This window comes from Vreelandella sp. F11 (assembly GCF_042466685.1).
In the GTDB taxonomy this organism is placed as follows: domain Bacteria; phylum Pseudomonadota; class Gammaproteobacteria; order Pseudomonadales; family Halomonadaceae; genus Vreelandella.
Map to the genome: position 1 here is coordinate 2,414,804 of NZ_CP170448.1, position 21,935 is coordinate 2,436,738.

Below are 21,935 nucleotides of genomic sequence, written 5' to 3' on the forward strand. Positions count from 1 at the left end.
TGGAGACGATGAGATGGCTACAAGAGAAGTAGACGTTGCGATTATAGGTGCCGGTACAGCGGGTCTCGCCGCCTATAACGCCGCGCGCAAGCACACCGACAATCTGGTTCTAATCGAAGGCAGCCACTACGGGACAACGTGCGCCCGGGTAGGCTGCATGCCCAGCAAGTTGCTGATCGCAGCGGCGGAAAGTGCCCATGATGCAGCTAACACAGGACTGTTTGGGATTCAGGTCGAGAATATCGTGGTTAATGGCGAGAAAGTCCTTGAACGCGTGCGCAAGGAAAGGAATAAATTTGTCGAATCGGTACTGGCATCCGTTGACGCTATCCACTCCGCCCACAAGCTGGTAGGTCGTGCCCGCTTCATCTCGCCGGGCAGGTTGATGGTCGGTGAAGGAATTGAAATCAAGGCGGATCGCATCGTGATTGCCACCGGGTCTAGTCCTACTATTCCTGATATGTTTCAGGGGTTGGGCAAACGGCTGCTGGTCAATGACAGCCTGTTCGAATTGCCTAACCTGCCCGAATCGGTGGCAGTGTTTGGAACCGGCGTAGTCGGCTTGGAATTGGGACAGGCGCTGAGTCGCCTGGGTGTTCGCGTGCGCATGTTTGGTCGAAGTGGTTCTCTGGGCGGCATAACTGACAAGGAAATACGCAATTATGCCGAACAATGTTTTAACGAGGAGTTCTATCTGGACACTCGCTCAAAGGTAACCGATGTTTCCTCGGTTGAAGATGGTGTTTCCATTAGCTTTGTTCATCGCGACAAGGGCGCGCTGACGGAGCTATTTGACTATGTTCTGGTGGCGACAGGTCGTTCGCCTAATCTTAAGGAACTAGCGCTTCACAACAGCGGGCTAATTCTGGATGACAACGGGATCCCGCTATACGAGCCATCGACACTCCAGTGCGACAACAGCCCGGTTTTCCTGGTAGGTGACGCCAATCAACAGTCACCCGTTCTTCACGAAGCGGCTCATGAAGGCCGAATCGCCGGGGACAATGCGGGCCGTTACCCAGACGTGATCTCCGCTGAAAGGAAGGCGCCCATTTCCGTGGTGTTCTGCAACCCACAGATAACCAACGTGGGCCTCGACGTTGGTCGCATGTCGGCAGCCGAACGCGAAAACTATGTTGCGGGCAAAAGCTCGTTTGAAGACCAGGGACGTAGCAAAGTATTAGGAAAAAACCGGGGAATCTTAAAAGTCTATGCAGAGCGCAATAGCGGTGTGTTCGTGGGCGCCGAGATGTATGGCCCCGCCGCTGAACATATTGGCCACCTCTTGGCCTGGGCCGCTCAGCAACGCATGACAGTCTCCACTATGCTGGCGATGCCGTTCTACCACCCGGTGATTGAGGAAGGGGTGCGTACTGCGCTAAGAGACTTGTACGGAAAAATGATAAAGGCCGACACCGACGTCGATCCCTGCTTGGAATGCGGGCCTGGTACTTAATCTTTCGACGAGTAGCAACGTATCGACTATAGCTACTGTACGTGAACCGGAATCTTCCACGTATTGAGGTGTCCACTCAATGCCCCTTTTACAAACAATCTGTTAGGGGCCACACGTTAAAAGGAGTTACATGATGTCAGCACACGCTAAAATCGACGCAACCTTTCCGGCTATTGCTTTAAAGACCGTTACTGGTGAGACGGTGACGCTAGGACAGCCACCGCAAGGCCAATGGCAGATGCTGGTTATGTACCGGGGTCTTCACTGCCCCATCTGCAAAAAATACCTCGGCCAGATCAATGATATGAAAGCCGACTTCGATAATAGGAATGTGCAAATCGTTGCGGTCTCAACCGACCCTGAGGAAAAAGCCAAAAAATTCGCCGATGAATTGGGCTTAAATTTCGAAGTCGCTTATGGCCTTGGTATCGATCAGGCGCGGGATTTAGGACTGTATATCTCTACCCCCTTGGATAGTGCGGAGACCGATCAACCTTTTGCTGAACCGGGACTATTTTTCATTCGCCCTGATGGCGGACTGCATTTCGGGGAAATCTCTAGCGCTCCTTTCTGTCGTCCCAATCTGGAAATGATCAAAACGGGGATAGCTACTATCCAGGACAAGAATTACCCACCTCGTGGTATCGGCTGATTAGCGATAAGCCTGTTGTGGTAGTTAAAACGATGCTGCAAGAAAGTTGGTTTCTTCTCCTGTGGACATAAATCTGGTTCCGACCAATTGGCCGGAACCCAAAATCTCATGTTACGCCCACAGATCGGCGAGATACATACCTGCCTGTCGGACTTTGAACAGTAAATGAAAAGCGACTACTACTAATAGGTCGGCGCGCTCGCTGATAAGATCGCTTGTTCTGATCCGGCATTGCTGAGCTCAACCGCGTTCTGTTTCCTCTCCCTTAAGATCACGCGCAACGTTGTGAGTGGCATTTCAGCCGTTACTATGGGCCGAGTTTCACCGGCTGCATGCTCACCCCAACCGATGAATTGCTAGATCCACCGCATCGACCAAGCTAGTAACCTGCCCATCAGGGTTACCCATTAAGGGATGATAGAACGACTCTTGACGTTGAATCCAAATGCCATGAAACCCGGCTTGAATCGCGCCGTGGACATCCCAAGCATGGGCAGCTACCAGCAGAGCATTCTCCGGGGCGCACGAGTGTTTAAATGCAGCCAGTCGGTAAAGTTCTGTTTGCGGTTTCCAGATGCTGAAATCCTCCACCGATACAATATCGTCAACCAGATGTTCTATGCCGTTGTCATGTACCAACTTCTCTGTATTGGCGCGGGAGCCATTAGTCAGCAGGACGACCTGGCACTCTGAGTTCTTCACCCTTTCTAGCGCGGGTTTGACATCTTTGTGGGCAGGGAGCTGGGAGAAAGTTCCCAAGATTTCCTTCAACGTGATTTCATCGGCCTCGCGACCAAGGCTATGCAGCAGAACCGTTAGTGTCCCTTTGGCTATGTCTGGAAAGGGGTGGAAGACCCCGCTGGCCGAGAGAGCAAAAGCATCTCTCAATAACTGTGCGAAAAATAGTCGATCCGTACCTGCGGGCAGGTTTAACTCTGTCAGTTTATCCTCTAGCGGAGCTAGAGAAAAAACAGTTTCAACGACATCAAAGAAAATGATACGTGGCTGTGCTTTTAGCGTTTGTTGGGGCATTTGGGCGCACCTATATCCTTCGTGACAGTGAAGCCCATGTTACGCCAACGTGTCGGCGAGACTAGGGAAATCGATATAATCGCGCTCTTCACATCCGTAGAAGCTACCGTCGTTCCATTCTTGAAGTAGAACGACGAGGTGAAAGCATCCAGTAAATCAGGGTTGGCAATGAGATAGAAGCTGAAGGTCAGCCAGTCAATCTTGCCGTAACCCCGTCGATTCTTACCCTCTCGCAATGCCTTAAGAGCTGACAGCATATCGAAAGCTGGTTGGTTTCTGTGCCATTTACATAAATTATTGAAATGACAAAAGGGATTTGAAGATAGCAATCACGTGTAATGCGCATGCTCCAGAGAGTGGATAAACCAGCACTCTGGAGCAGCTATTGGGCCGGGCAATGACGTTAGCCGCCCAGGGTTTTCTCACCCCTGTAGTTTGGCGACCGTTTCATCTGTACTCCAAAGCGCGTTAGCAATAAACCTAAAATTAGTTAAGGCCGCTAAATAGCCATCGCCCTCTGGTAGTTTTGCTGCGGCAGTAGCGTCGCGTACCACAACCACTTCAAACCCCTGCTCTAATAGTTCTCGCAAGTGAGATTCGACGCATAAATTTGCGGACATGCCAGCCAAGATAACTTGATCAATGCGACGTTTACGCAGTTGAAGTGCCAAATCGTTGTGTTCAGGGCCGTAAATTTTATGCGGAGACGTAATAATTGTCTCACCATCTTCAATATATGCTTTATATTGCGGCATAAAATCAGCACCGGTATTACGTGGTAAAGCGGCGAGCGGATTTTCACGATCAAACATGCCGATGCCATGCATCATTTTTTCTAACGGGCCGCCAAACGTCCACTGGTGGTCGTGCGGGTAATAATAGTGCGGTGACACCGCTACCGTTATCCCTCGCTGTTTAGCGGCTTCAAATAAGCGGCGAATGTTTTCTACCGTATTGTGTTCCTGTACGCTTTCCCCAACTACCTGCCAAGTAACGCCATCTGGGCTTAGAAAATCGACTTGGGGATCGGTAACGACTAGCGCTGCACGACTAAGATCCAGTTGGAAGCCTGTGTCGGGTAAGGCACCTTCTGTTGGCGGAGCATAAGGGTCTGTAGTTGCGCCTTGCGCCATAGCAGAGCTGGAAAAGCCACCAATTGTTGCCGCTGTAATACCAGCAAGGCCGCCCGCTAATACACGTCGGCGCCCCTCATCTACGTTATGTAGAGTGGCTGGCGACTTATTGTCACTATGATGGTTGCACATAAGGTAAATCCTCTTGGAGTGTCTGACCCTGATTAGCCTAGACGCAACCACAACGATAAAAGTCCTAGAAAGGTGCCATATCGTTCGGATAATGGGTGACAGGTATGCTTGAAAATACGCTTAAAGATATGTTGATCAATGTCACCTCGTTTGCCGTATGCGACATTCGACGTGGCTGGCCGCTACAGACTCCCCCACTAGGAACGGTATCGCTTCATTATATATTGCGTGGAAACGGCAGTATGGTGGGCCAAAATCATCAACGAACGATTTTAAACGCCGGTAGCTTAGTCATATGCCCGCCCCACTATGCCCTCACCATCGACGAGGTTACGGGGGAGCCGTTTGGCGTTAATCAATGTATACCCGTTGGGCAGTCACCCCCTTGGATGCGTACCCATACCGATACCACATTGCCAGGCGTCCTCATTTTGTGTGGCTTGCTGGAAGTCGATTCACTGACCGGCGGTTCTCCGTTTGATCGTTTGCACGCTCCGGTACGCCTTGAAAACTCTAATGCTCATATCCAGCATCTTTTTCACCAATTATTTCATGAATTAGAATCTCCAAAGCTTGGCACCACCGCCATGCTGGAAGCATTGATGAAACAATGTTTTATTTGGCTGCTGCGTGAAATTCAAGCAAATGCACCTCAACATCCATGGCTATTAACCTTGGAAGCGCCGGAACTACATAATGCTATTGAGGCAATGACACAATATAGGGGTCAACGATTGAATATTGATCAACTCGCTGAGCGTTGCCATATGAGTCGCACTGTCTTTATTGAGCGTTTTAAACGTGCTTTTGGGATGCCGCCACAGCGATTTTCAATCGAACTACGTCTTCGTTACGCTGCACGTCTTTTAAACACCACCTCATTACCAACACAACGCATTGCCGAGCGCTGCGGCTATCTGAGCCGTAGTCAATTCAGCGCTGCTTTTAAAACAAAATTTGGCGATGATCCAGAAACCTATCGCAAAAAGCTTCGTCCTCCTGAGCGTCACAATCAATCGATCTAAAGCTGCTCGTTTGAGTGGACATGCACTTAAGCGCCTTCCTCATATGAATATGAGAATTAGGGTTTATTGTGGATCTAAGAGAAAATTAAGCCTCTTTCCACTTGAACTCACGACACGCAAAGGCACGCATCGCAGATGTTTTTTGATGGAAACTAGCGTGCATCTTCTGCCGTGCTAACTCCTTCGTGTAAGGACTCAATGAGCGGGCAGCTGATATTGCCTTGTTGGGCGTGGCATCGGTCGACCATTTTCCCAAGCGCATTCTCGATTTTCTCCAGCCTTTCAATTTTTTCACGCACGTCCCGCAATTTGTGCTCAGCCAGAGTACTGGCTTCCTGGCAGTGGGTGCCGTCCTCAAGCCGAAGCAGGTCGCTGATCTCGTCGAGACTGAAACCCAGCTGCTGCGCAGTTTTCACGAACGTCAATCGGTCGATGTCGGCATCACCATAGCGTCGAATACCACCCGGAGGACGTTGGGGTTCCGGTAATAATCCTCGCCGCTGGTAATAGCGGATCGTCTCGACATGAACCTTGGCCGCCTTCGCCAGGCCACCGATGGTGATTGCATTCGCTTTATCCGACATACGCCTTGACTCCGTAGCTGACTACGGACGTAACCTTATCTCAACGATCAAAGTCACGAAAGGTGTAAGCGTTATGTCGAATTCCAAATCGGGGCGTGGCCCCCTGGCGGCCGGAGGGATCGCGGCGCTTCTCGCCTCCGCCTGCTGTCTTGGACCCCTGGTACTGATCACGCTGGGGGTTTCCGGTGCCTGGATCGGTAACCTGAAGGATCTCGAACCCTATCGCCCGATTTTCATCGGTGTGGCATTGGTGGCCATGTTCTTCGCCTGGCGTCGAATCTTTCGGCCAGTGGATCAGTGCCAGCCGGGAGAAATGTGTGCCGTACCCCAGGTGCGAACGACCTACAAGGTAATCTTCTGGGGGGTATCGGTACTGGTACTGGTACTGGTACTGGTACTGGTACTGGTCGCTCTAGTGTTCCCTTATGTTTTGCCACTGTTCTACTGAAAGGAGATTTTCCAATGAAAATGCGCTTTGTCCTGACGTTGCTCATCACCCTGCTCAGCCTGCCCGTCCTGGCCGCTATTCAAACCGTGACACTCGCGGTACCGAGCATGAATTGCGCTGCTTGCCCGATCACCGTCAAGTTGGCTTTAAATAAGGTAGACGGTGTTTCACAAGTCGACGTGAGCTATCCGGATCGAGAAGCCGTGGTCACCTTCGACGATAACCTAACTTCCGTCGAAACCTTAAACCAGGCCACGGGCGATGCCGGCTATCCATCCACACTGAAGCCCTCGGAAGCTGAACGGGAATAACCATGAAGAACCCAAAGACCCTGCTGCGTGCGAGCGTGATTGGCACCGTCCTGGTGGCGTTGTGCTGCTTCACCCCAATCCTGGTGATCCTGCTGGGCACTGTAGGCCTGGCAGCTCTGACGGGGTATCTCGATTACGTGTTGCTCCCCGCGCTGGCCTTATTCATCGGTCTGACCGTCTATGCGGTATGGCGCAAAAAGCAATACGACGCCTACTGTGAAAAAGCCTCGACAGATTCAAGGAGTTCCCCAAATGAGTAACGACAACAACCTACATATCGCAGTGATCGGCAGCGGCGGCGCGGCCATGGCGGCTGCCCTGAAGGCGGTCGAGCGCGGCGCCCGTATCACCCTGATCGAGCGCGGCACCATCGGCGGCACCTGCGTCAATATCGGCTGTGTGCCCTCAAAGATCATGATTCGCGCTGCCCATATCGCACACCTGCGCAAGGAAAGCCCCTCTGACGAGGGGGTAAGCGCGCAGGCACCGAAGGTAGACCGGGCGAAGCTACTTCAGCAACAGCAGGCGCGTGTCGAGGAACTACGTGATTCCAAATACGAAAGCATACTGCGCGACCAATCAGCCATCACGGTGCTGAACGGTGAGGCCCACTTTGTCGATGCCAATAATCTGGTGGTCAAGTTGAACGAGGGCGGCGAACAGACGGTTAGCTTCGATCGCGCCTTTATCGGCACCGGCGCTCGCCCCGCCAAGCCACCGGTGCCAGGGCTCGCTGAGACGCCCTATCTCACCTCCACCAGTGCGCTGGCACTAGATACCATTCCCGAGCGGCTGATTGTGATCGGTGCTGGTTTCGTTGCACTAGAGTTAGCCCAGGCCTTCGCTAGGCTGGGCAGCGAGGTCACTGTATTGGCCCGCAGCCGATTGTTGTCCAGTGAAGACCCCGCCATTGGTGACGCCATAGAGGCAGCGTTCAGGCGCGAGGGCATCGAGGTACTCCGGCAGACCCAGGCCAGCCGCGTGGACTATGCCGACAATGAATTTATCATGGACACCAATGCTGGCACCTTGCGAGCAGATCAACTGCTGGTAGCAACCGGCCGGACGCCCAATACCGAAGCCCTGAACCTGGAGGGCATCGGCGTGGAAACCTCCAATGGCGCGATTCAGGTGGATGAGCAGCTGCAAACCACGGTCCCCGGTGTCTATGCCGCCGGTGACTGCACCGATCAGCCGCAGTTTGTCTATGTCGCCGCTGCCGGGGGCAGTCGGGCCGCCGTTAATATGACGGGAGGCAAAGCCACCCTGGACCTCAGCGCCATGCCGGGGGTGATGTTTACTGATCCTCAGGTTGCCACGGTGGGTCTGACGGAAGCCGAGGCTCTAAAGCAAGGCTTCAACGTGGATACCCGTGTGCTGGAACTTGAGAACGTGCCCCGTGCGTTGGTCAACTTCGACACCCATGGATTTATCAAGATGGTCGCCGAGCGCGATTCCGGGCGCCTGCTGGGTGTGCAGGCTGTCACGGCAGAAGCCGGCGAGCTGATCCAGACGGCGGTGATGGCGCTAAGGGCTCGTATGACAGTAGAGGACATCGGTAATGAACTGTTCCCCTACCTGACCATGGTGGAAGGCCTCAAGCTGTGTGCCCAAACCTTCACCAAGGATGTGAAGCAGTTGTCTTGCTGTGCGGGATGAACAAAGCATCGGCTGTACATATCGCAAGAGCGAAGGTAACTTATTTATTCAATAGATGCCGCTGATGATAACGCTTTAAACCGATTGGGAGCAGCTGACCATTTTCCGAAAGAGGTTGTGAGCCAGTTACACCACGCCATTTTGGACTCCCGATGCTCGAAGCGCAGGGGCTGATTCGGGCAGGGATGGCATGACTGGGCTAGCGACGCGCTTGAGCTCCAGGGCAAGGTGGTGGTTGTTGGCTGAGCGCTTGATCGCTTTTTGTGTGTCCTCCAGCACCTGTTCAAGGTCACGTATCACGCCTCGGGTCGCCTCCACTTGACGAACCGCATGTCCGGCTGCTTCATCGGCGGCGCCGGTGGCATGGTCAATCGCCGTCGCCACCGTCGCTACGCCGCGCTGTCCGGCCTGGCTTTCGGCTTCGAGCGCTTCGATTTGCGACTGCAGCGTCTGCATCTTTTGCTTAACGTCGATCGTGGTACCGGAAAGCGCATCCAGCCGATGATGAATATCATTGGCCGCTTTGGCCGCGCTGTCTGAGAGCTTATTGACCTCCATTGCCACAACGGCAAAACCACGCCCGGCTTCTCCCGCCCTGGCGGCTTCTACCCGCGCATTGACTGCCAGCAAGTTCGTTTGGGTGGCTATGTGCTGAATGCTAGCCGCCATGCCTTGAATATCGTCAAACTGCTGGCTAAATGTGGCCACCGCTTCAGCCGTTTGCTGAGTGAGCACACGGCCTGCCGACATGCCATCGGCAACATGCTGAATGCGTGCATTCACATCGGCGGCGTCATGATTAGCCTGGCGTAGTGTTTTACAGCTCTGTTCGGCTGTCACTTGCAGATGCTCGGCCTCTTTTCCCGTCTGGCGGCTGTGAGAAAGTACCTGCTCAATGAATGCATGGCGCTTTTGAGAGGCCTGATTCACCGCATAGGCGTTATGGCCAATTATGTCAGCAAGTTCGGCAATGTTATCAAAACGTTCAACGTACCTTTGGCTGGTACGGCCGAATTGCTGTTTGGCGCCAGAGGCACCCAGCCATGACACGCAGAACGGCACTAACATGGTTAACGCTAATTGCCAGAAACTGAAACCGCTAAATTCCAACAGCGCCTCAGATTGATTGATCACGGTCAGCAGTGGCCCAATGATCAGCGCCGTTTTCAAGGCCCGTGGCCATAGTGGTGGATGGCTATCGCTTTGGGTTTCGCGATGCTCAGAACGATGTGCGTCTGCTGTTGACATAATTTCCCCTTGCTTTGCCTTTAAGCGTTAAACCTAAATTGGAATGATCGTTCCAAATAGTCTACGACGGTTACCATTTTTTGTATTTATTTTTAACTTCAACGCATGTGACCGGCATCAACGGCACGGAAATGACAGCGTCACAACGGCTAGACAAGGCATCAATACAAAAAATCGTGACTGCACTGTAAGGCAATCGTTTCAGCTACCACAAAAGCTCGTCATCAACTCAGAGAGTTTCTATGCACACCCACGCTGGATGTGCGTGTTGCTCAGCAGCGACTGGGGAAGCTTTACCTCGGGAGGTGCCGCCCTCCCTGATGACGAGTGGTTAGCGCATATTGCCAGTGGACTGGACGCTCATAAACGCGCATCGCTAACAACGCAACCAACAATCAAGGATCATTCGAATGAAGGCACTAACGCTGCTGTTACTGCGCATCTCACTATCGGGTCTGATGCTATTCTGGGGCGCCAACAAGCTCCTCAACACAGAAGGTAGCGCGGCAATCAGCGAGAAATACTATCTTTCGTTTATGTCCGCAGAGGCGCTTCTGTACCTTTTCGGCGTGGTACAGATCGTGATCGGTTTATTGGTTCTGGTGGGGCTGATGCGCCGCTGGGTACTTCCCCTACAGGTGGCGATTAACGGGGCCTCTCTTGTTGCCGTTTTCCCCTCAATCATTGACCCGCTGGGCTGGTACCTGGAGGGCACCAACGTGCTGTTCTACCCTTCGCTGATTATCTTTGCGGGTAGTCTGCTATTAATCGCGTTTCAGCGGGAAGACTCTTTTTCGATTGACGCTTCTAGAGTTAAGAAACCTAAAGCATGGGAGGCTCGCAAAATGTGTTCACGCGACCCCCACCCAAATTAAGCATTGATGTGGTACACCTTCATGACAAGGCTGCGTCATGAAGGTGTTACGCTTAGTTTTAGCCACTAAGGGGCATCAAACAATTAGCAACAGCTTTAAGCTGAAGGTATCTGCGTTATCATTTGATAAATATCCATGCTCGCTGCTTCCGCTTCACCCTCCTTCGGTGCTTGAGTAAGTGCAGATAACGCGACTATTTGATCATCAGGCTGGTCGAATAGCGCCTTCAAACGGTTATCATCCAGCCCTGCGAGACTCTCCTCAGACGCCGACAACTCCAAACGCAGCCTCGCTTTCAGCTCGTCAGCGCCTACCTTATCGCTATCAACTGTTTTAAAGACCTGCACATAGGCATCGCCCTCTTCACTAACGCCCACTTTAACGGGCTGGTCGATAATGTTGACCTGAGTACCACTGGGCACGTTATCAAATATGGAGGCAATATCTTCTGGATACATACGTATGCAGCCCCGGCTAGCGCGCATGCCAATACCATCGGGCTGATTGGTGCCATGAATTAAGTAGCCAGGAATATCCAATAAAATCGCATGCTCACCTAACGGATTGTCCGGACCGGGAGGCACCACCGCCGGCGCAGGGTCTCCCCGCTCAGCGGCTTCCTGGCGCATAGAGCGTGGCGGATACCATGCTGGTTTTTCTAAACGAATCGTTGTTTTGGTAATACCCAGTGGCGTGTTGAAGCCTTCACGGCCAATCCCAATGGGGTAGGTTTCAACCCGTGGCGTTTCACCCGGCTTGACCTCCGGGTAGTAATATAGCCTCAGCTCAGCGACGTTTATCACAATCCCCTTACGCGCTTCGTTAGGCAAAATATGGCGCCGTGGAATGGTAACGGCCGTTCCCTTACCTGGCACCCACACACTGACCTCAGGGTTAGCAGAAAGAATTTCTTCATAACCCACGTTGTGCACACGAGCGATATCAATAAGCGTATCTTCTTGGCTGGCCATTACCTGGTAATCTTGACCGATCATATTGCCCTTTTCAGGAATAGGGTAATGATTGTTGTCAGGCACCTCCTGCTCATCGCCATAAACCAATAAAGGCCATACCGACGTGCTAACCGCGGCCATACTACAGACAGCGAGAACGCTCTTTTTTAAAAACATGCGGCGCGTACTGGTGGGGTTCATTAAATTCATTATTAGGCTCCTTTAACGCTAGTAACAGGCTGGGAACGTGACCACAGGATCAATGCAACGCCACCAAATAACATGGGCAGTGTCAGCAAATGCCCCATGGTGACCCAATCAAAGGCGATGAACCCAATATGGGCATCTGGCAGTCGCACAAACTCCACCACAAAGCGGAAAACGCCATAACCGAATAGGAAAGCCCCCGATAGCAGGCCTCTTTGGCGTGGACGGCGTGACAGCCAAAAAAGCACCACAAACAGCAACACCCCTTCTAGCAGCATCTCGTATAGCGCAGAGGGATGGCGTGGTTCAGGCCCTACCTGTGGGAAGATCAACGCCCAAGGCACATCGGTGATACGGCCAGGAAGCTCTTGATTAATAAAGTTACCCAACCGACCCGCGCCTAAACCAATAGGGGCTAGAGGAGCAATAAAATCCGCCATATCTATAAAAGCGATACGCTTTTTACGTGCGAAAAAGAGTGTTGCAGCGACAACGCCTAGCAAACCACCGTGGAAGCTCATGCCTCCGTCCCAGACCTGAAAGACCCACAATGGATTGCTTAACCACTGCTCCATGCCATAGAAAATGGCGTAGCCCAACCGACCGCCAACAATGACGCCTACGGCGCTATAAAAAATAAGGTCACTGATATCTTCTTTATTCAAACCCAGGGTATAAGCACGCCAACGCCCCAACAGCCAGGCGGATAAAAAACCCACCACATACATTAATCCGTACCAATGAATCACCAATGGCCCAATCACCACGGCAATAGGTTCAATCGCATGATATTCCATTGTTTTCTCCGTTCATGTCTTACCGGCATACCGTCAGCTCATGAGGTGCACTCATGATTCTGAAGCGGTATGGAAACGCGTCTAGGTGTTCAGAAATGCAATGAAATGCGGGGAGGTTTTTCTAAACGCTCAGGATGTGATTGGGGAAAAGGCACCTTCATCAACCACTGCGGAGAAGGCGTCAAAATAGTCCCTGAGATGGCGTTTGCACTTGCAGGCGCGTAGGGAGAGCAGGAAGCATCCGCATGCTCTGCAGCTTGCTCTAGCAACGAGGGCGAGTAGCAATGGCTATCCGTGTTAACAGGCGCTGAGACAGGCGCATCAACTAGACAGCTCCCTTTTACAGTGCTGCTAAAGCCAGCACCTGAAAGCGTTACCAAAACCACCAGCATCATGATGGTCAATTGCTTGGCAATCACGCTATGCATTTTTCGCCGTGTCAGCAAACATTCAGGATCCTTTTCATTTATCAGTCAGCGGAAGCGTTTTACCACAAAAAGAACAATCAGTCCAAAAAGCAGCTTTCAGCTCAATGCTAAAAGCCGCCCTGCTTTTCTAAGCCATGCTGATCTACAGATTACAGTGACCATCCGCCTCACCAGCGAAGCGCTGACGGGCATTAACCACATACGCCGCCAGGGCTGCTAAATCCTCAGACTCCCAATCCAGCGGTTCAGCCGCCATGGGTGCCACCATGCAGAGTTGCACCATTTCGTCGGCATGGACGGTTTCCATGCCAAACATATTGGTGCCCATGGCAACCGGATGAGGGTACGGCTGATTGAACGTTGCCTGATAGCCTTGTTGGCCATCACTGCCATGACAGCTGGCGCAGGAGAGGCCATTTGTACTCAGCGAGGTGTCGTTGAACAGGGCTTCACCGCGCTCAATGAGTGTTTTGGGGTTATTGCCGTTTTCATCGTAGCCGGGTACATAACCTTCGGGCCGGGACACTGCCTGTGTACGCTCATTAGGCTGCACACCTCCTCCTGCTGCACCCTCAGCTTGAGCCTCTCCTTCCGCTTCGCCCTCGCCTTCTGCCTCACCTTCGCCTTCTGCCTCTGCTTCGCCCTCAGCACCAGCCTCGGCTTCAGGTTGCGCCTCTGCCTCTGCGTGATTACTTGCCAGCATGAGTCCACTTGGAGCGGATTGGTCGTTGGCAAATACGTTCTGCTCATTGGCCGAAACGCCCAGTGCAACGCCGCCTGCCACCAGCACCAAGACAGGTGCGGTGTAACGTACCTGGCGACGAAGTTTCTTAAGCAAATCAATGCGTTTTTGTTTAGTTAGCGACATGATGTTCATCTCTCGAAGTCAGCCTTGTTGTGAAGAGACACGACTTAGCGGCCTCAGCCCAACACTTGCTTGGTTGTTGTTAGTTATGACATGAGTAAGTGAACGAGCGCACAGCTTCCTTACACGCTCTGATTAAGTTAAGGATGAATCACTCGGTTTCCGCCAGTGAAGCTGATGGGCATCGAACCCATTTATCAATCTCGGTTTCACGATTTCGAAGTAAGGCGATAAATCAAAGTCTCGCGGAGTAAATAACGAATAGTGACGCTGGGTTAGCAGAAGCTGATTTGTTCCTGCCACATCAGCATCAGCAGCTGAGGTATTATTCATAATAGGCAAAATAGGGTAATAGATTGATTGGAAGGCTTGGGCAATAAGTGTCGAGCAAATGGCTCGCGTGGGATCACCGCTTCCTAGCGTTAAAAAGTACCTACGCCAGCGCTGTGGAACGGGAGGTAAAGGTAAAAAATAGCGCGCTAAATCAATGATGTTGTGTAAGTCATACCGGTACCCAAGACGGCTACCAGCAAACTGAATTAACGCCTCCACCTCACTCCCCCGTAGACCAACAGGTCGACATATTCGTAAATGACAGCCATTAAATTCACTCAGTCCAATCAAGCGAACTCCCGCTGTCACATCGGCTTCGATAAAACATTCCTCCCCTTGCGCACCCATACATCGGGCATGTTCGCTCCCCACGTATAACGCTGCATGAGACCATGACGACTGTGTTAAATATTTAATAACAACGCTGAACCGCGACGACCCTTCTACCAACAAAACATCACCTGGCTTTAAAAGCGTGGCAATGTGGTTCTCAGTCGGCCCCGCGCTCACCTGTTTATGTCGAGGACACGACAACCAACAACTCATCATGTAGCCCATTCTCTGTAGCACGCTTTTCATGTCCACCACCGTTCTACCCAATGCTCGTGATGGTTAGTGCTTAAGAGAGCACAATCTTTACAGTGCGCTGAATTAATCAAAATGCTCGGCAACAACCCTTCGTTACATTGAGCAGACGCTAAATATCTAATTTCGGCTTTTTTGAGCATTCCCATTGCCAATTATGAACCGATTGTTCCATAATCATTTAGGCGAGTTAACAACTCAGCATAGCCGATCTTTTTTTAATCAGAGGGAGTTTGAAATGACTGATTTTCCGCTACATACCACTCAGAGTGCACCTAAAGAGGCTCAAGCGAACCTTCAGGCCGCTGAAAAAAAGATGGGCTTTCTGCCTAATATCTTTGCCAAAATGGCGGAAGCACCGACGCTACTCGAAGCTTATCTAACCCTTGACGGCATTTTTGCCAAAACCAGCCTTAGCCCTGTTGAACAGCAAGCGGCTCTGCTTGCCATTAGCGCGGATAACCGCTGCGAATTCTGCGTGGCAGCACATACCGGAGGCATAAAGAAAGCCGGTGCCGATGACGAAGTCATCAAGGATTTACGCGCTCGAAACACACCTAATGATGCCAAACTAGCTGCAGTGACTCGCTTTGCCCGCCATTTGAACGCCCAGCGCGGCTGGGCTGAGCAAACCGAGTTAAATGCATTTCTTGAGGCAGGTTTCACTCAGCAACAGGTGCTTGAGCTGGTTATCGCTTGCGCCCTTAAAACCCTTTCCAACTACACCAACCATGTGGCGGGCACACCGCTCAATGAGGAGCTCAAGCCTTTAGCTTGGGAAGCGCCTGCGTCATAAAACCTATTAACCTGTGGCCGTCGTTGCGGTCACGGGCCCATTTTTATATTAGGAGAACATGATGATCGACGTTATGGTCGCTTACCCCGATTCTGGCACCCTCAAATTTGATGATGCCTATTACCTTGAAACCCATGCTGCATTGGTCAATGACTTATTAAGCGAGCATGGATTACGCTATCTCCGCGTACACCGTCGTCTCGACCCTCAATCCCCCTACCATTTGGTCGCGCACCTAGGGTTTGACTCGGCCAAATGCTTCGAGTCTGCGTTTGCCGCTGTTGGTGACCAGTTGCTTGCCGATATTGCCAATTTCACCAATGCCGAACCCTTGTTGCAGGTGAACGAAGTCATTGATACGCCCAACTAGGCCGGTATGTAATGATGAATGGTGATTATTATGACCCCAATTTGCCCATGAGGACGCTGCCGTGACGACCGACATGGAATCTATTGAAGTCCACATTGCTGCCCTGCGGCCCAAGCTTGTCGCCTTCGCACGCTTACAGTTACGAGACAGCGCCGCTGCTGAAGATACAGTGCAGGATACTTTGATCGTCGCATTAGAAAAGCACCAATCTTTCTCGGGACGTTCGGCTTTCGAAACCTGGGTATTTGGTATTTTAAAAAATAAAATTCTTGAGCGATTTCGTTATGAACGTCGCTACCTCTCTTGGCAAGATGATGAGCTGAGCGATGAAGACTCGTTTGAAAACCTATTTAAAGAAAATGGGCGTTGGCAAGCCGCCAGCAAACCCACCCCTTGGGGTGAACCCGACCAAGTACTCGAAAACGCAGCGTTTTGGCGTTTACTCGACACCTGCTTGATGGTACTGCCTGAGAATATTGCCCAGGTATTCACTATGCGTGAGTTAATGGGGCTGACCACCCAGGAGATTTGTGAAGCATTAACGCTTAGCGATGCAAATTGTTGGGTCATATTGCACCGTGCACGCTTACGGCTGCGTGATTGTATTGAAAAAGGCTGGTTAACCTAATGAACAAACAGCGAAAAACACCCTCTTCCCGTCAAAAGAAAGCATCTAGTAAACCACCTAAAAAAATAACAGCCCTGGTTAAGAAATCACTCATTGCACTGGCGTTTCTAGCCGTTCCGGTGGCCTGGTTAATCGCTAACGAACACACCGCACGGGCAGAATCGGATCTTAGCGTTATTGGCAGCGGCACGCCGGTAGCGGTTCAAGTTCATGATCATAGCTGTCCTCTTTGTCAGCGTTTAAAGGCCAATGCTGAAACAGCACTCGCTGAAATGGAAGCTCCACCGGCTTGGCGCATTGCGGATATCAATACTACAAAAGGGGCTGAATTCGCCAGTCAGCAAGGTGTCGGTCATGTCACGATATTGCTATTTGACGCTCAAGGACAACGCCAAAAAACCATACAGGGGGTCACGAGTGTTAACGCGCTACGCGACTCATTCGAACAGCTGAACGCATCAAGCCGCTAGGACTGTTTGAATATCTGTATTACAAATTGTGTCAATGCCTCAATTTGTAAGGAATTTAGTTTCAAAGGCACCGAACGTTAGGCGATGACTGCACGCCGACCAATACTCGTGAGAGGGTTACGCTATGATAATGTGCCGAGAAGCAACGCGTTTAATGTCGCTCAAACAAGATAGAGCGCTCACCTTTCGTGAAAGCACCGCACTACGATTTCATCTCTCGATGTGCGGAGCCTGCCGTACCTGTGCCCGCCAATTTGACCTGTTACATAAAATCGGCCGCCATCATCCCGACATACCTCGCGCATCAAACGATAAAGGTGACCGTCATGGCTCGCCTTAACCGTATAAATGCGGTCTTGATGATAGGAGCTGGTTTATGCAGTTCACCGTTTCTTGTGGGTGCGGCAATCGCCCAGGAAGTACATTTCACCCCTAACCAAATCATGACATGGCCCACTCGAAGCTTTGAAGGCGATACACTGTACAGTATCGTTGAGAAGTCAGGCCGTCGGGTGCTGGAAGCCAAATCCCAGGGACAAGCGTCTGCCCGCTACCTTGAACGTGATATTGATCTAAATGAAACGCCCTACCTGCACTGGTGCTGGCAAGTAAGTAACACCTACCCGGGGCTGGACGAAACCACTAAAGCTGGCGATGACTACCCCGCTCGCGTTTATGTTGCGCATAAAACGGGGCTCTTGCCTTGGCAGGTGGAGTCGGTGAACTATGTGTGGGCGTCTACCCAGCCCCAAGGTGCTACCTGGCCCAACGCCTTTACGCAGCGGGCGCAGCTAATAGCCCTACAAAGTGGGGAGCAGCGTGTTGGTGATTGGATAGCTGAGGTGCGCGATGTACGTGCCGACTTCGCAGAACTCTTTAGCAACTCCCCCAGCTATATTAATGGCATTGCCTTAATGAGCGATGGTGATAATGCGGGAGGTAACGCAACGGCTTGGTTTACCCATTTAGGTTTTTCAAGCTCAAAAGATGCTCCTACCTGCCCACAGTAAATGTATAAACTGGCATAAAAGCCTCAACCCTTTCGCACCTCAAAATTAAGACATTATTAAAGCTCTTTTATAGAGTTTTTATTTATACGATTAGATTAAAGATCTGGGCTATAAATCAATAGCCCAGACCTTATTAACATGCATTACTACCAATGAGTATTTCCGTTACCTTGCCCCACCAAATCAGCTGGGGATAAGTTAACCTTTTTGATAGTTTTATTTTTTTTGTCGACCATAAACTGCTGATCTGTTTGACGATCTCCTTTATCATATAAAAGATCATTTTTTGTAAATAAAGCTACTCCCTGCACAGCGTGAGACTGCGGCTTCATAATGACACCATGCCCCGCAGAGCGGTCTTTGTTTACCTCAATCGAGTTATTAGCGATCGCAAGCGGGCTTGCAAGGATGCTAAGACAAAGACCTAACGCGCACATTCTTTTCATCTGATTAATTTTCAACATGACACTCTCCTCTCTGTTGAGATAGCTGCTAATTTCAAAAAAACCATAATTATGTTCTTTAAGCAGCAATTTTAATTACTCTCAATAGTGCGCTTGGCGGGGAGTTCCTTACATTGTTCTTAAAATAAAAATATTTATATAAAAAGAATTAGGGATGGATGCCAGTGAATATAGTAAATCAAGTTTTCCAAACCAAAAATACACCAAAATGTACCTATCCATAGGTTTCTATGTACTTAAATCACTGTTAACAATCACTCAAAGGTCGAAGCCAAAAAAATACAGATCTATATCACTCCTATGAATCCTGCACACGGGATCACTTTGACGCCTATAGGAGTATTATTTATGTCCCCGCCTTGCCTACGCTGTGCAGCCGTTCGCACGCTTAACCTTGAAACAGCCCAACGCATCGGCACGGTGGGCAGCAGCCTTGTGGGTGGAGCCATTGGGGCGTGGCGTGCTTCTTCTCACCTAACGTCCCCGTTAACGATGGCTACCTTTCGCTTCCCGTTAGCCAAACTACCCGCTGCTGTGGTGGGCGCTGTTTCCGGCAGTCAGGCAGGCTCGCGTGCCGCAGCGTTATTTTTCACACAGAAGCTGCCACCCGGTGAAGGAACGCCCTGGCTGTGCGTATCGTGCGGTCATACCTTCCGGTAATTACCCCACTCCTACACTTCACCTCGTTAATGCGTCACCACTAATCGACTTACCCCTAACTTTCCAACCATAAAGCGCTGGCGATTAACGTCAGCGCTTTTTTATTGCTAGGAGTTTTCACCATGGCCCACCTCATTGAACAAATGGCTTACGTCGGCGCTACCCCTTGGCACGGCCTGGGACAGCAGCTATCCCGTCAACAACCGTTAGAGGTTTGGCAACAACAGGCCGGTATGAACTGGCACATTGAAGAAGCCCCGGTGCGTTTTATTGCGGAGGGTGCCAGCCACTTGGGCAGTATTCACTCGTTCCCCGAGCAAAAAGTGCTCTACCGCTCGGATACCAAAGCGCCACTATCGGTCGTATCCCAGCGTTATAAGGTGGTGCAGCCCGAAGAAATTCTGGAGTTTTACCGCGATCTGACGGAATACGCCGGGTATGAACTGGAAACCGCTGGCGTCCTGAAAGGCGGTCGTAAGTTCTGGGCCTTGGCGCGCAGCGGCTTAAGCACCTCACTGAAAGGCCAGGATGAGGTCAACGACTACCTGCTATTGGCAACGTCCTGTGATGGCACGCTAGCCACCATGGCGACACCCACCACGGTGCGAGTGGTGTGCAACAATACGCTGCAGATTGCGGTGGATGGCACGTCGCAGGCAGTGAAGGTACCCCACCGGTCAGAGTTCGATCCTCGTGCGGTAAAAAGCCAGCTGGGTATTTCCGTTTCCCAGTGGAATGACTTCATGTACCGCATGAAGGCGTTAGCGGAACGTAAGATCGACCATCGTGAGGCACAGCAGTATTTCCAGTCGGTGCTCTGCGGTATTGATAAGCCGATAGATGACCCTTCCAAGCTGCCTAACTACCGGGCACTCAACAAGGTTCAGAAGCTCTACCACGGCGAAGGTCGCGGTTCGCACCTCGACACTGCCAAGGATACTGCGTGGGGTCTGCTCAATGCCGTTACCGAGTACGTGGATCACGATAAGCGCGCGCGTAGTAACGATACCCGTCTGGATTCCGCGTGGTTTGGCCAAGGGGCGCAGCTGAAGCAAGAGGCGCTACAAACGGCCCTTGTCCTGGTGAGCTGACATGCTGTTTCTGATCATTTTAGTGCTGATTTTCTTGGTTTTTGTCTTACCCCTCATTGGATAGCGCGATAAGTCCAGCCCCTAACAGGCTGGGCTTTTTGCTTTTACGTGGAGCACACCATGGCCTCTCTCAGTCCCGATCTAGATATCGCCTTAACTCAACTGACGGAACGACTGCTCACCCAAGATCAAACCTATGCCGAAACCTACGTAATGGCAAAAGGACAGCTGTATCGCACCGAGCTGCACCTATGCCCCGTCCCTCCCAGCGAGCTTCCCGCCGATTTTTAACCCTCTATTGAAGGAGCCTTTTCATGGCAACCAAAACTAATGTGGTAAATCACGAGACGTCTGCATCCTCTTTACAGGCTGTTCCCGCAGTACCCGCTCCCCACCTTGCGGAGAGCACTGCCATTATTCAGGTGATTGAACGCGCTGCGCTCAACCCGGACGTCGATATCGACAAAATGGAGCGCTTGCTACAGATGCAGGAACGGGTCATGGATCGACAGGCCATGATGGCTTATAGCGCTGCTATGGCGGCCATGCAGACCGAACTGCCCAGCATTGAAGAACGCGGGCAAACCAATAACGGCTGCTATGCCACGCTGGAAGATATCGTCGATACCGTGCGCCCCATCATGCAGAAACACGGCTTTGCGGTGAGCTTTCGGATTCAGACACAGGAACGCGGTATTGAGGTGATCGGTGTGCTGATGCATAAGGATGGCCACCGTGAAGAAACCAGCATGCTGCTGCCTGCCGATATGAGCGGTAACAAAAACGCTGTGCAGGCGTTTGGCTCTTCCACCAGCTACGGCAAGCGTTATGTACTCTGCGCCCTACTCAACATCACCACACGGGGCCAGGACGACAACGGTAAATCCAGTACTAAATCCGCTATCAAGCTAGTAACGCCCTTTCAGGCGGGACAGATCCAGCGACTGATTAGCCAGTGCCCCGCCACGACCCAGGAATGGTTCAGTGGTAAATACGGTTCAGCCGTGCAAGTACCTCAGACTGACTTCGACAAGCTACGCGTCTCACTTTCTAAGCGGGCGGTTAAGTAATCCACACTCTACCCCTTATGACAGGAGGCTTTCATGCAAGTGCTTAGTATGGAGCAAGGCACCCCAGAGTGGCTGGCAGCGCGGCTAGGTTGCGTCACCATGTCGGAGCTCAAGGTCTTACTGGTGAAGGGTAAAGGCCCAGGCGGGTTGGGTACCGGGGCGATTACCTACATGCACCAGTTGATCGGTGAGCGAATTACCGGGGAACTGGCCGAGCCGTTTCAAGGCAATGCACATACCCGCCGTGGTCATGAGCTGGAAGGCGTGGCACGTGCACTTTATTGCGATGCTACCGGCGAACCCGAACCACAGGAAGTGGGCCTGATCCTAAATCACGGGGTGGGCTACTCACCTGACAGCTTGGTAGGCGCTAACGGTCTGCTGGAAATCAAAACCAAGCTGCCCAAGTTCCAGATTGAGGTGCTGCTCAGCGGCGAAATACCCGATGAGCACATACCCCAGTGCCAGGGAGGACTATGGGTCAGCGAGCGGGAATGGATCGACTTTGTGAGCTATTGGCCAGGCATGCCGCTGTTCATCAAGCGTGCCTACCGCGACGACATCATTATTCGCAGAATTGCGGAGCGGGTGGAGGCCTTTCATGAAGAAATGGAGCGGCGCATGAGTCAAGTAATGGCAGCGTGACACGACCA

28 protein-coding genes are annotated in these 21,935 nt (G+C 51.6%); 19 read left to right on the forward strand and 9 right to left on the reverse strand.

The window, feature by feature from the left end:
- Positions 1–13 precede the first annotated feature (13 nt).
- Both ACFIOZ_RS11000 and ACFIOZ_RS11005 read left to right on the forward strand, forming a co-directional pair.
- Positions 14–1,456 (forward strand): dihydrolipoyl dehydrogenase, encoded by a 1,443-nt coding sequence (locus tag ACFIOZ_RS11000; RefSeq protein ID WP_386083958.1) that lies wholly within the window; start codon positions 14–16, stop codon positions 1,454–1,456.
- A 133-nt stretch (positions 1,457–1,589) separates the two neighbouring features.
- Complete coding sequence (locus tag ACFIOZ_RS11005; RefSeq protein WP_386083960.1) at positions 1,590–2,108, forward strand: peroxiredoxin-like family protein; 519 nt, start codon at positions 1,590–1,592, stop codon at positions 2,106–2,108.
- Positions 2,109–2,444: 336 nt separating this feature from the next.
- Here ACFIOZ_RS11005 and ACFIOZ_RS11010 read toward each other — a convergent pair whose 3' ends face one another.
- Together ACFIOZ_RS11010 and ACFIOZ_RS11015 are read right to left on the reverse strand one after the other, a co-directional pair.
- Positions 2,445–3,140 (reverse strand): haloacid dehalogenase type II, encoded by a 696-nt coding sequence (locus tag ACFIOZ_RS11010; RefSeq protein ID WP_386083962.1) that lies wholly within the window; start codon positions 3,138–3,140, stop codon positions 2,445–2,447.
- 422 nt (positions 3,141–3,562) lie between these two features.
- Positions 3,563–4,273, reverse strand: a complete 711-nt coding sequence (locus ACFIOZ_RS11015) for a cysteine hydrolase family protein (protein WP_386083964.1) — start codon at positions 4,271–4,273, stop codon at positions 3,563–3,565.
- 236 nt (positions 4,274–4,509) lie between these two features.
- On the opposite strand from ACFIOZ_RS11015, the gene ACFIOZ_RS11020 reads away from it, so the two are divergent.
- On the forward strand, positions 4,510–5,430 hold the full coding sequence (locus ACFIOZ_RS11020; protein ID WP_342583532.1) for an AraC family transcriptional regulator: 921 nt from the start codon (positions 4,510–4,512) through the stop codon (positions 5,428–5,430).
- A gap of 152 nt (positions 5,431–5,582) precedes the next feature.
- Here ACFIOZ_RS11020 and merR read toward each other — a convergent pair whose 3' ends face one another.
- Positions 5,583–6,014: an Hg(II)-responsive transcriptional regulator gene (merR, locus tag ACFIOZ_RS11025; RefSeq protein ID WP_386077442.1), complete on the reverse strand. Its 432-nt coding sequence runs from the start codon at positions 6,012–6,014 to the stop codon at positions 5,583–5,585.
- A 73-nt stretch (positions 6,015–6,087) separates the two neighbouring features.
- On the opposite strand from merR, the gene merT reads away from it, so the two are divergent.
- Genes merT through merA form a run of 4 tightly spaced genes read left to right on the forward strand, consistent with a single transcriptional unit; the run spans position 6,088 to position 8,432 of the window.
- The gene (merT, locus tag ACFIOZ_RS11030) at positions 6,088–6,462 is read left to right on the forward strand and encodes a mercuric ion transporter MerT (RefSeq protein WP_386077445.1); all 375 of its coding nucleotides are present in this window, start codon (positions 6,088–6,090) and stop codon (positions 6,460–6,462) included.
- A gap of 14 nt (positions 6,463–6,476) precedes the next feature.
- Positions 6,477–6,773 carry a mercury resistance system periplasmic binding protein MerP gene (gene merP, locus ACFIOZ_RS11035; RefSeq protein ID WP_386077448.1) on the forward strand — a complete coding sequence of 99 codons (297 nt, stop codon included), beginning with the start codon at positions 6,477–6,479 and terminating at the stop codon, positions 6,771–6,773.
- 2 nt (positions 6,774–6,775) lie between these two features.
- Positions 6,776–7,033, forward strand: coding sequence for a mercury resistance system transport protein MerF (merF, locus tag ACFIOZ_RS11040; protein ID WP_342583536.1), 258 nt, complete (start codon positions 6,776–6,778; stop codon positions 7,031–7,033).
- Entirely contained in the window at positions 7,026–8,432 is a 1,407-nt protein-coding gene (gene merA, locus ACFIOZ_RS11045; protein WP_386077452.1) for a mercury(II) reductase, read from the forward strand. The genes merF and merA overlap by 8 nt, the downstream gene beginning before the upstream one ends.
- A gap of 126 nt (positions 8,433–8,558) precedes the next feature.
- On the opposite strand, the gene ACFIOZ_RS11050 is transcribed toward merA, so the two are convergent.
- The gene (locus ACFIOZ_RS11050) at positions 8,559–9,680 is read right to left on the reverse strand and encodes a methyl-accepting chemotaxis protein (RefSeq protein WP_386077454.1); all 1,122 of its coding nucleotides are present in this window, start codon (positions 9,678–9,680) and stop codon (positions 8,559–8,561) included.
- Between the two features lie 410 nt (positions 9,681–10,090).
- Here ACFIOZ_RS11050 and ACFIOZ_RS11055 point away from each other — a divergent pair, with 410 nt between their 5' ends.
- Complete coding sequence (locus tag ACFIOZ_RS11055; RefSeq protein ID WP_386077457.1) at positions 10,091–10,555, forward strand: DoxX family membrane protein; 465 nt, start codon at positions 10,091–10,093, stop codon at positions 10,553–10,555.
- Between the two features lie 95 nt (positions 10,556–10,650).
- Here ACFIOZ_RS11055 and ACFIOZ_RS11060 read toward each other — a convergent pair whose 3' ends face one another.
- The 4 genes from ACFIOZ_RS11060 to ACFIOZ_RS11075 all read right to left on the reverse strand — a co-directional run bounded on the left by ACFIOZ_RS11060 (position 10,651) and on the right by ACFIOZ_RS11075 (position 14,717).
- Positions 10,651–11,721: a L,D-transpeptidase family protein gene (locus ACFIOZ_RS11060; protein WP_386084058.1), complete on the reverse strand. Its 1,071-nt coding sequence runs from the start codon at positions 11,719–11,721 to the stop codon at positions 10,651–10,653.
- Positions 11,721–12,512 (reverse strand): prolipoprotein diacylglyceryl transferase, encoded by a 792-nt coding sequence (lgt, locus tag ACFIOZ_RS11065; protein ID WP_386077460.1) that lies wholly within the window; start codon positions 12,510–12,512, stop codon positions 11,721–11,723. Before lgt ends, ACFIOZ_RS11060 begins: the two co-directional genes overlap by 1 nt.
- Positions 12,513–13,082: 570 nt before the next feature.
- Positions 13,083–13,808: a c-type cytochrome gene (locus ACFIOZ_RS11070; protein ID WP_386077463.1), complete on the reverse strand. Its 726-nt coding sequence runs from the start codon at positions 13,806–13,808 to the stop codon at positions 13,083–13,085.
- Positions 13,809–13,940: 132 nt separating this feature from the next.
- Complete coding sequence (locus ACFIOZ_RS11075; protein WP_386077466.1) at positions 13,941–14,717, reverse strand: YiiX/YebB-like N1pC/P60 family cysteine hydrolase; 777 nt, start codon at positions 14,715–14,717, stop codon at positions 13,941–13,943.
- A 244-nt stretch (positions 14,718–14,961) separates the two neighbouring features.
- Between ACFIOZ_RS11075 and ACFIOZ_RS11080 the strand changes: the two genes are divergently transcribed.
- The 6 genes from ACFIOZ_RS11080 to ACFIOZ_RS11105 all read left to right on the forward strand — a co-directional run bounded on the left by ACFIOZ_RS11080 (position 14,962) and on the right by ACFIOZ_RS11105 (position 17,997).
- Positions 14,962–15,519 carry a carboxymuconolactone decarboxylase family protein gene (locus ACFIOZ_RS11080; protein WP_342583544.1) on the forward strand — a complete coding sequence of 186 codons (558 nt, stop codon included), beginning with the start codon at positions 14,962–14,964 and terminating at the stop codon, positions 15,517–15,519.
- Between the two features lie 61 nt (positions 15,520–15,580).
- Entirely contained in the window at positions 15,581–15,889 is a 309-nt protein-coding gene (locus ACFIOZ_RS11085; protein ID WP_386077469.1) for an EthD family reductase, read from the forward strand.
- Between the two features lie 61 nt (positions 15,890–15,950).
- Positions 15,951–16,517, forward strand: a complete 567-nt coding sequence (locus ACFIOZ_RS11090) for a sigma-70 family RNA polymerase sigma factor (RefSeq protein WP_342583546.1) — start codon at positions 15,951–15,953, stop codon at positions 16,515–16,517.
- Complete coding sequence (locus tag ACFIOZ_RS11095; protein WP_386077471.1) at positions 16,517–16,987, forward strand: thioredoxin domain-containing protein; 471 nt, start codon at positions 16,517–16,519, stop codon at positions 16,985–16,987. Before ACFIOZ_RS11090 ends, ACFIOZ_RS11095 begins: the two co-directional genes overlap by 1 nt.
- Positions 16,988–17,117: 130 nt before the next feature.
- Positions 17,118–17,327, forward strand: coding sequence for a zf-HC2 domain-containing protein (locus tag ACFIOZ_RS11100; RefSeq protein ID WP_386084060.1), 210 nt, complete (start codon positions 17,118–17,120; stop codon positions 17,325–17,327).
- Positions 17,314–17,997, forward strand: coding sequence for a DUF3047 domain-containing protein (locus ACFIOZ_RS11105; protein ID WP_386077474.1), 684 nt, complete (start codon positions 17,314–17,316; stop codon positions 17,995–17,997). Before ACFIOZ_RS11100 ends, ACFIOZ_RS11105 begins: the two co-directional genes overlap by 14 nt.
- A 146-nt stretch (positions 17,998–18,143) precedes the next feature.
- Here the strand turns inward: ACFIOZ_RS11105 and ACFIOZ_RS11110 are convergent, their stop codons facing one another.
- Positions 18,144–18,461: a hypothetical protein gene (locus tag ACFIOZ_RS11110; protein ID WP_342583549.1), complete on the reverse strand. Its 318-nt coding sequence runs from the start codon at positions 18,459–18,461 to the stop codon at positions 18,144–18,146.
- Between the two features lie 348 nt (positions 18,462–18,809).
- On the opposite strand from ACFIOZ_RS11110, the gene ACFIOZ_RS11115 reads away from it, so the two are divergent.
- The 5 genes from ACFIOZ_RS11115 (at position 18,810) to ACFIOZ_RS11135 (ending at position 21,927) form a co-directional block, all read left to right on the forward strand.
- Positions 18,810–19,121: a hypothetical protein gene (locus ACFIOZ_RS11115; RefSeq protein WP_386077476.1), complete on the forward strand. Its 312-nt coding sequence runs from the start codon at positions 18,810–18,812 to the stop codon at positions 19,119–19,121.
- Positions 19,122–19,243: 122 nt separating this feature from the next.
- Entirely contained in the window at positions 19,244–20,212 is a 969-nt protein-coding gene (locus ACFIOZ_RS11120) for a DUF932 domain-containing protein (RefSeq protein WP_386077478.1), read from the forward strand.
- A gap of 120 nt (positions 20,213–20,332) precedes the next feature.
- Entirely contained in the window at positions 20,333–20,503 is a 171-nt protein-coding gene (locus ACFIOZ_RS11125; RefSeq protein ID WP_386077480.1) for a hypothetical protein, read from the forward strand.
- Positions 20,504–20,526: 23 nt separating this feature from the next.
- Positions 20,527–21,282: an ERF family protein gene (locus ACFIOZ_RS11130; RefSeq protein ID WP_386077482.1), complete on the forward strand. Its 756-nt coding sequence runs from the start codon at positions 20,527–20,529 to the stop codon at positions 21,280–21,282.
- A gap of 33 nt (positions 21,283–21,315) precedes the next feature.
- Positions 21,316–21,927 (forward strand): lambda exonuclease family protein, encoded by a 612-nt coding sequence (locus tag ACFIOZ_RS11135; protein WP_386077485.1) that lies wholly within the window; start codon positions 21,316–21,318, stop codon positions 21,925–21,927.
- The last annotated feature ends 8 nt before the right edge of the window (positions 21,928–21,935 follow it).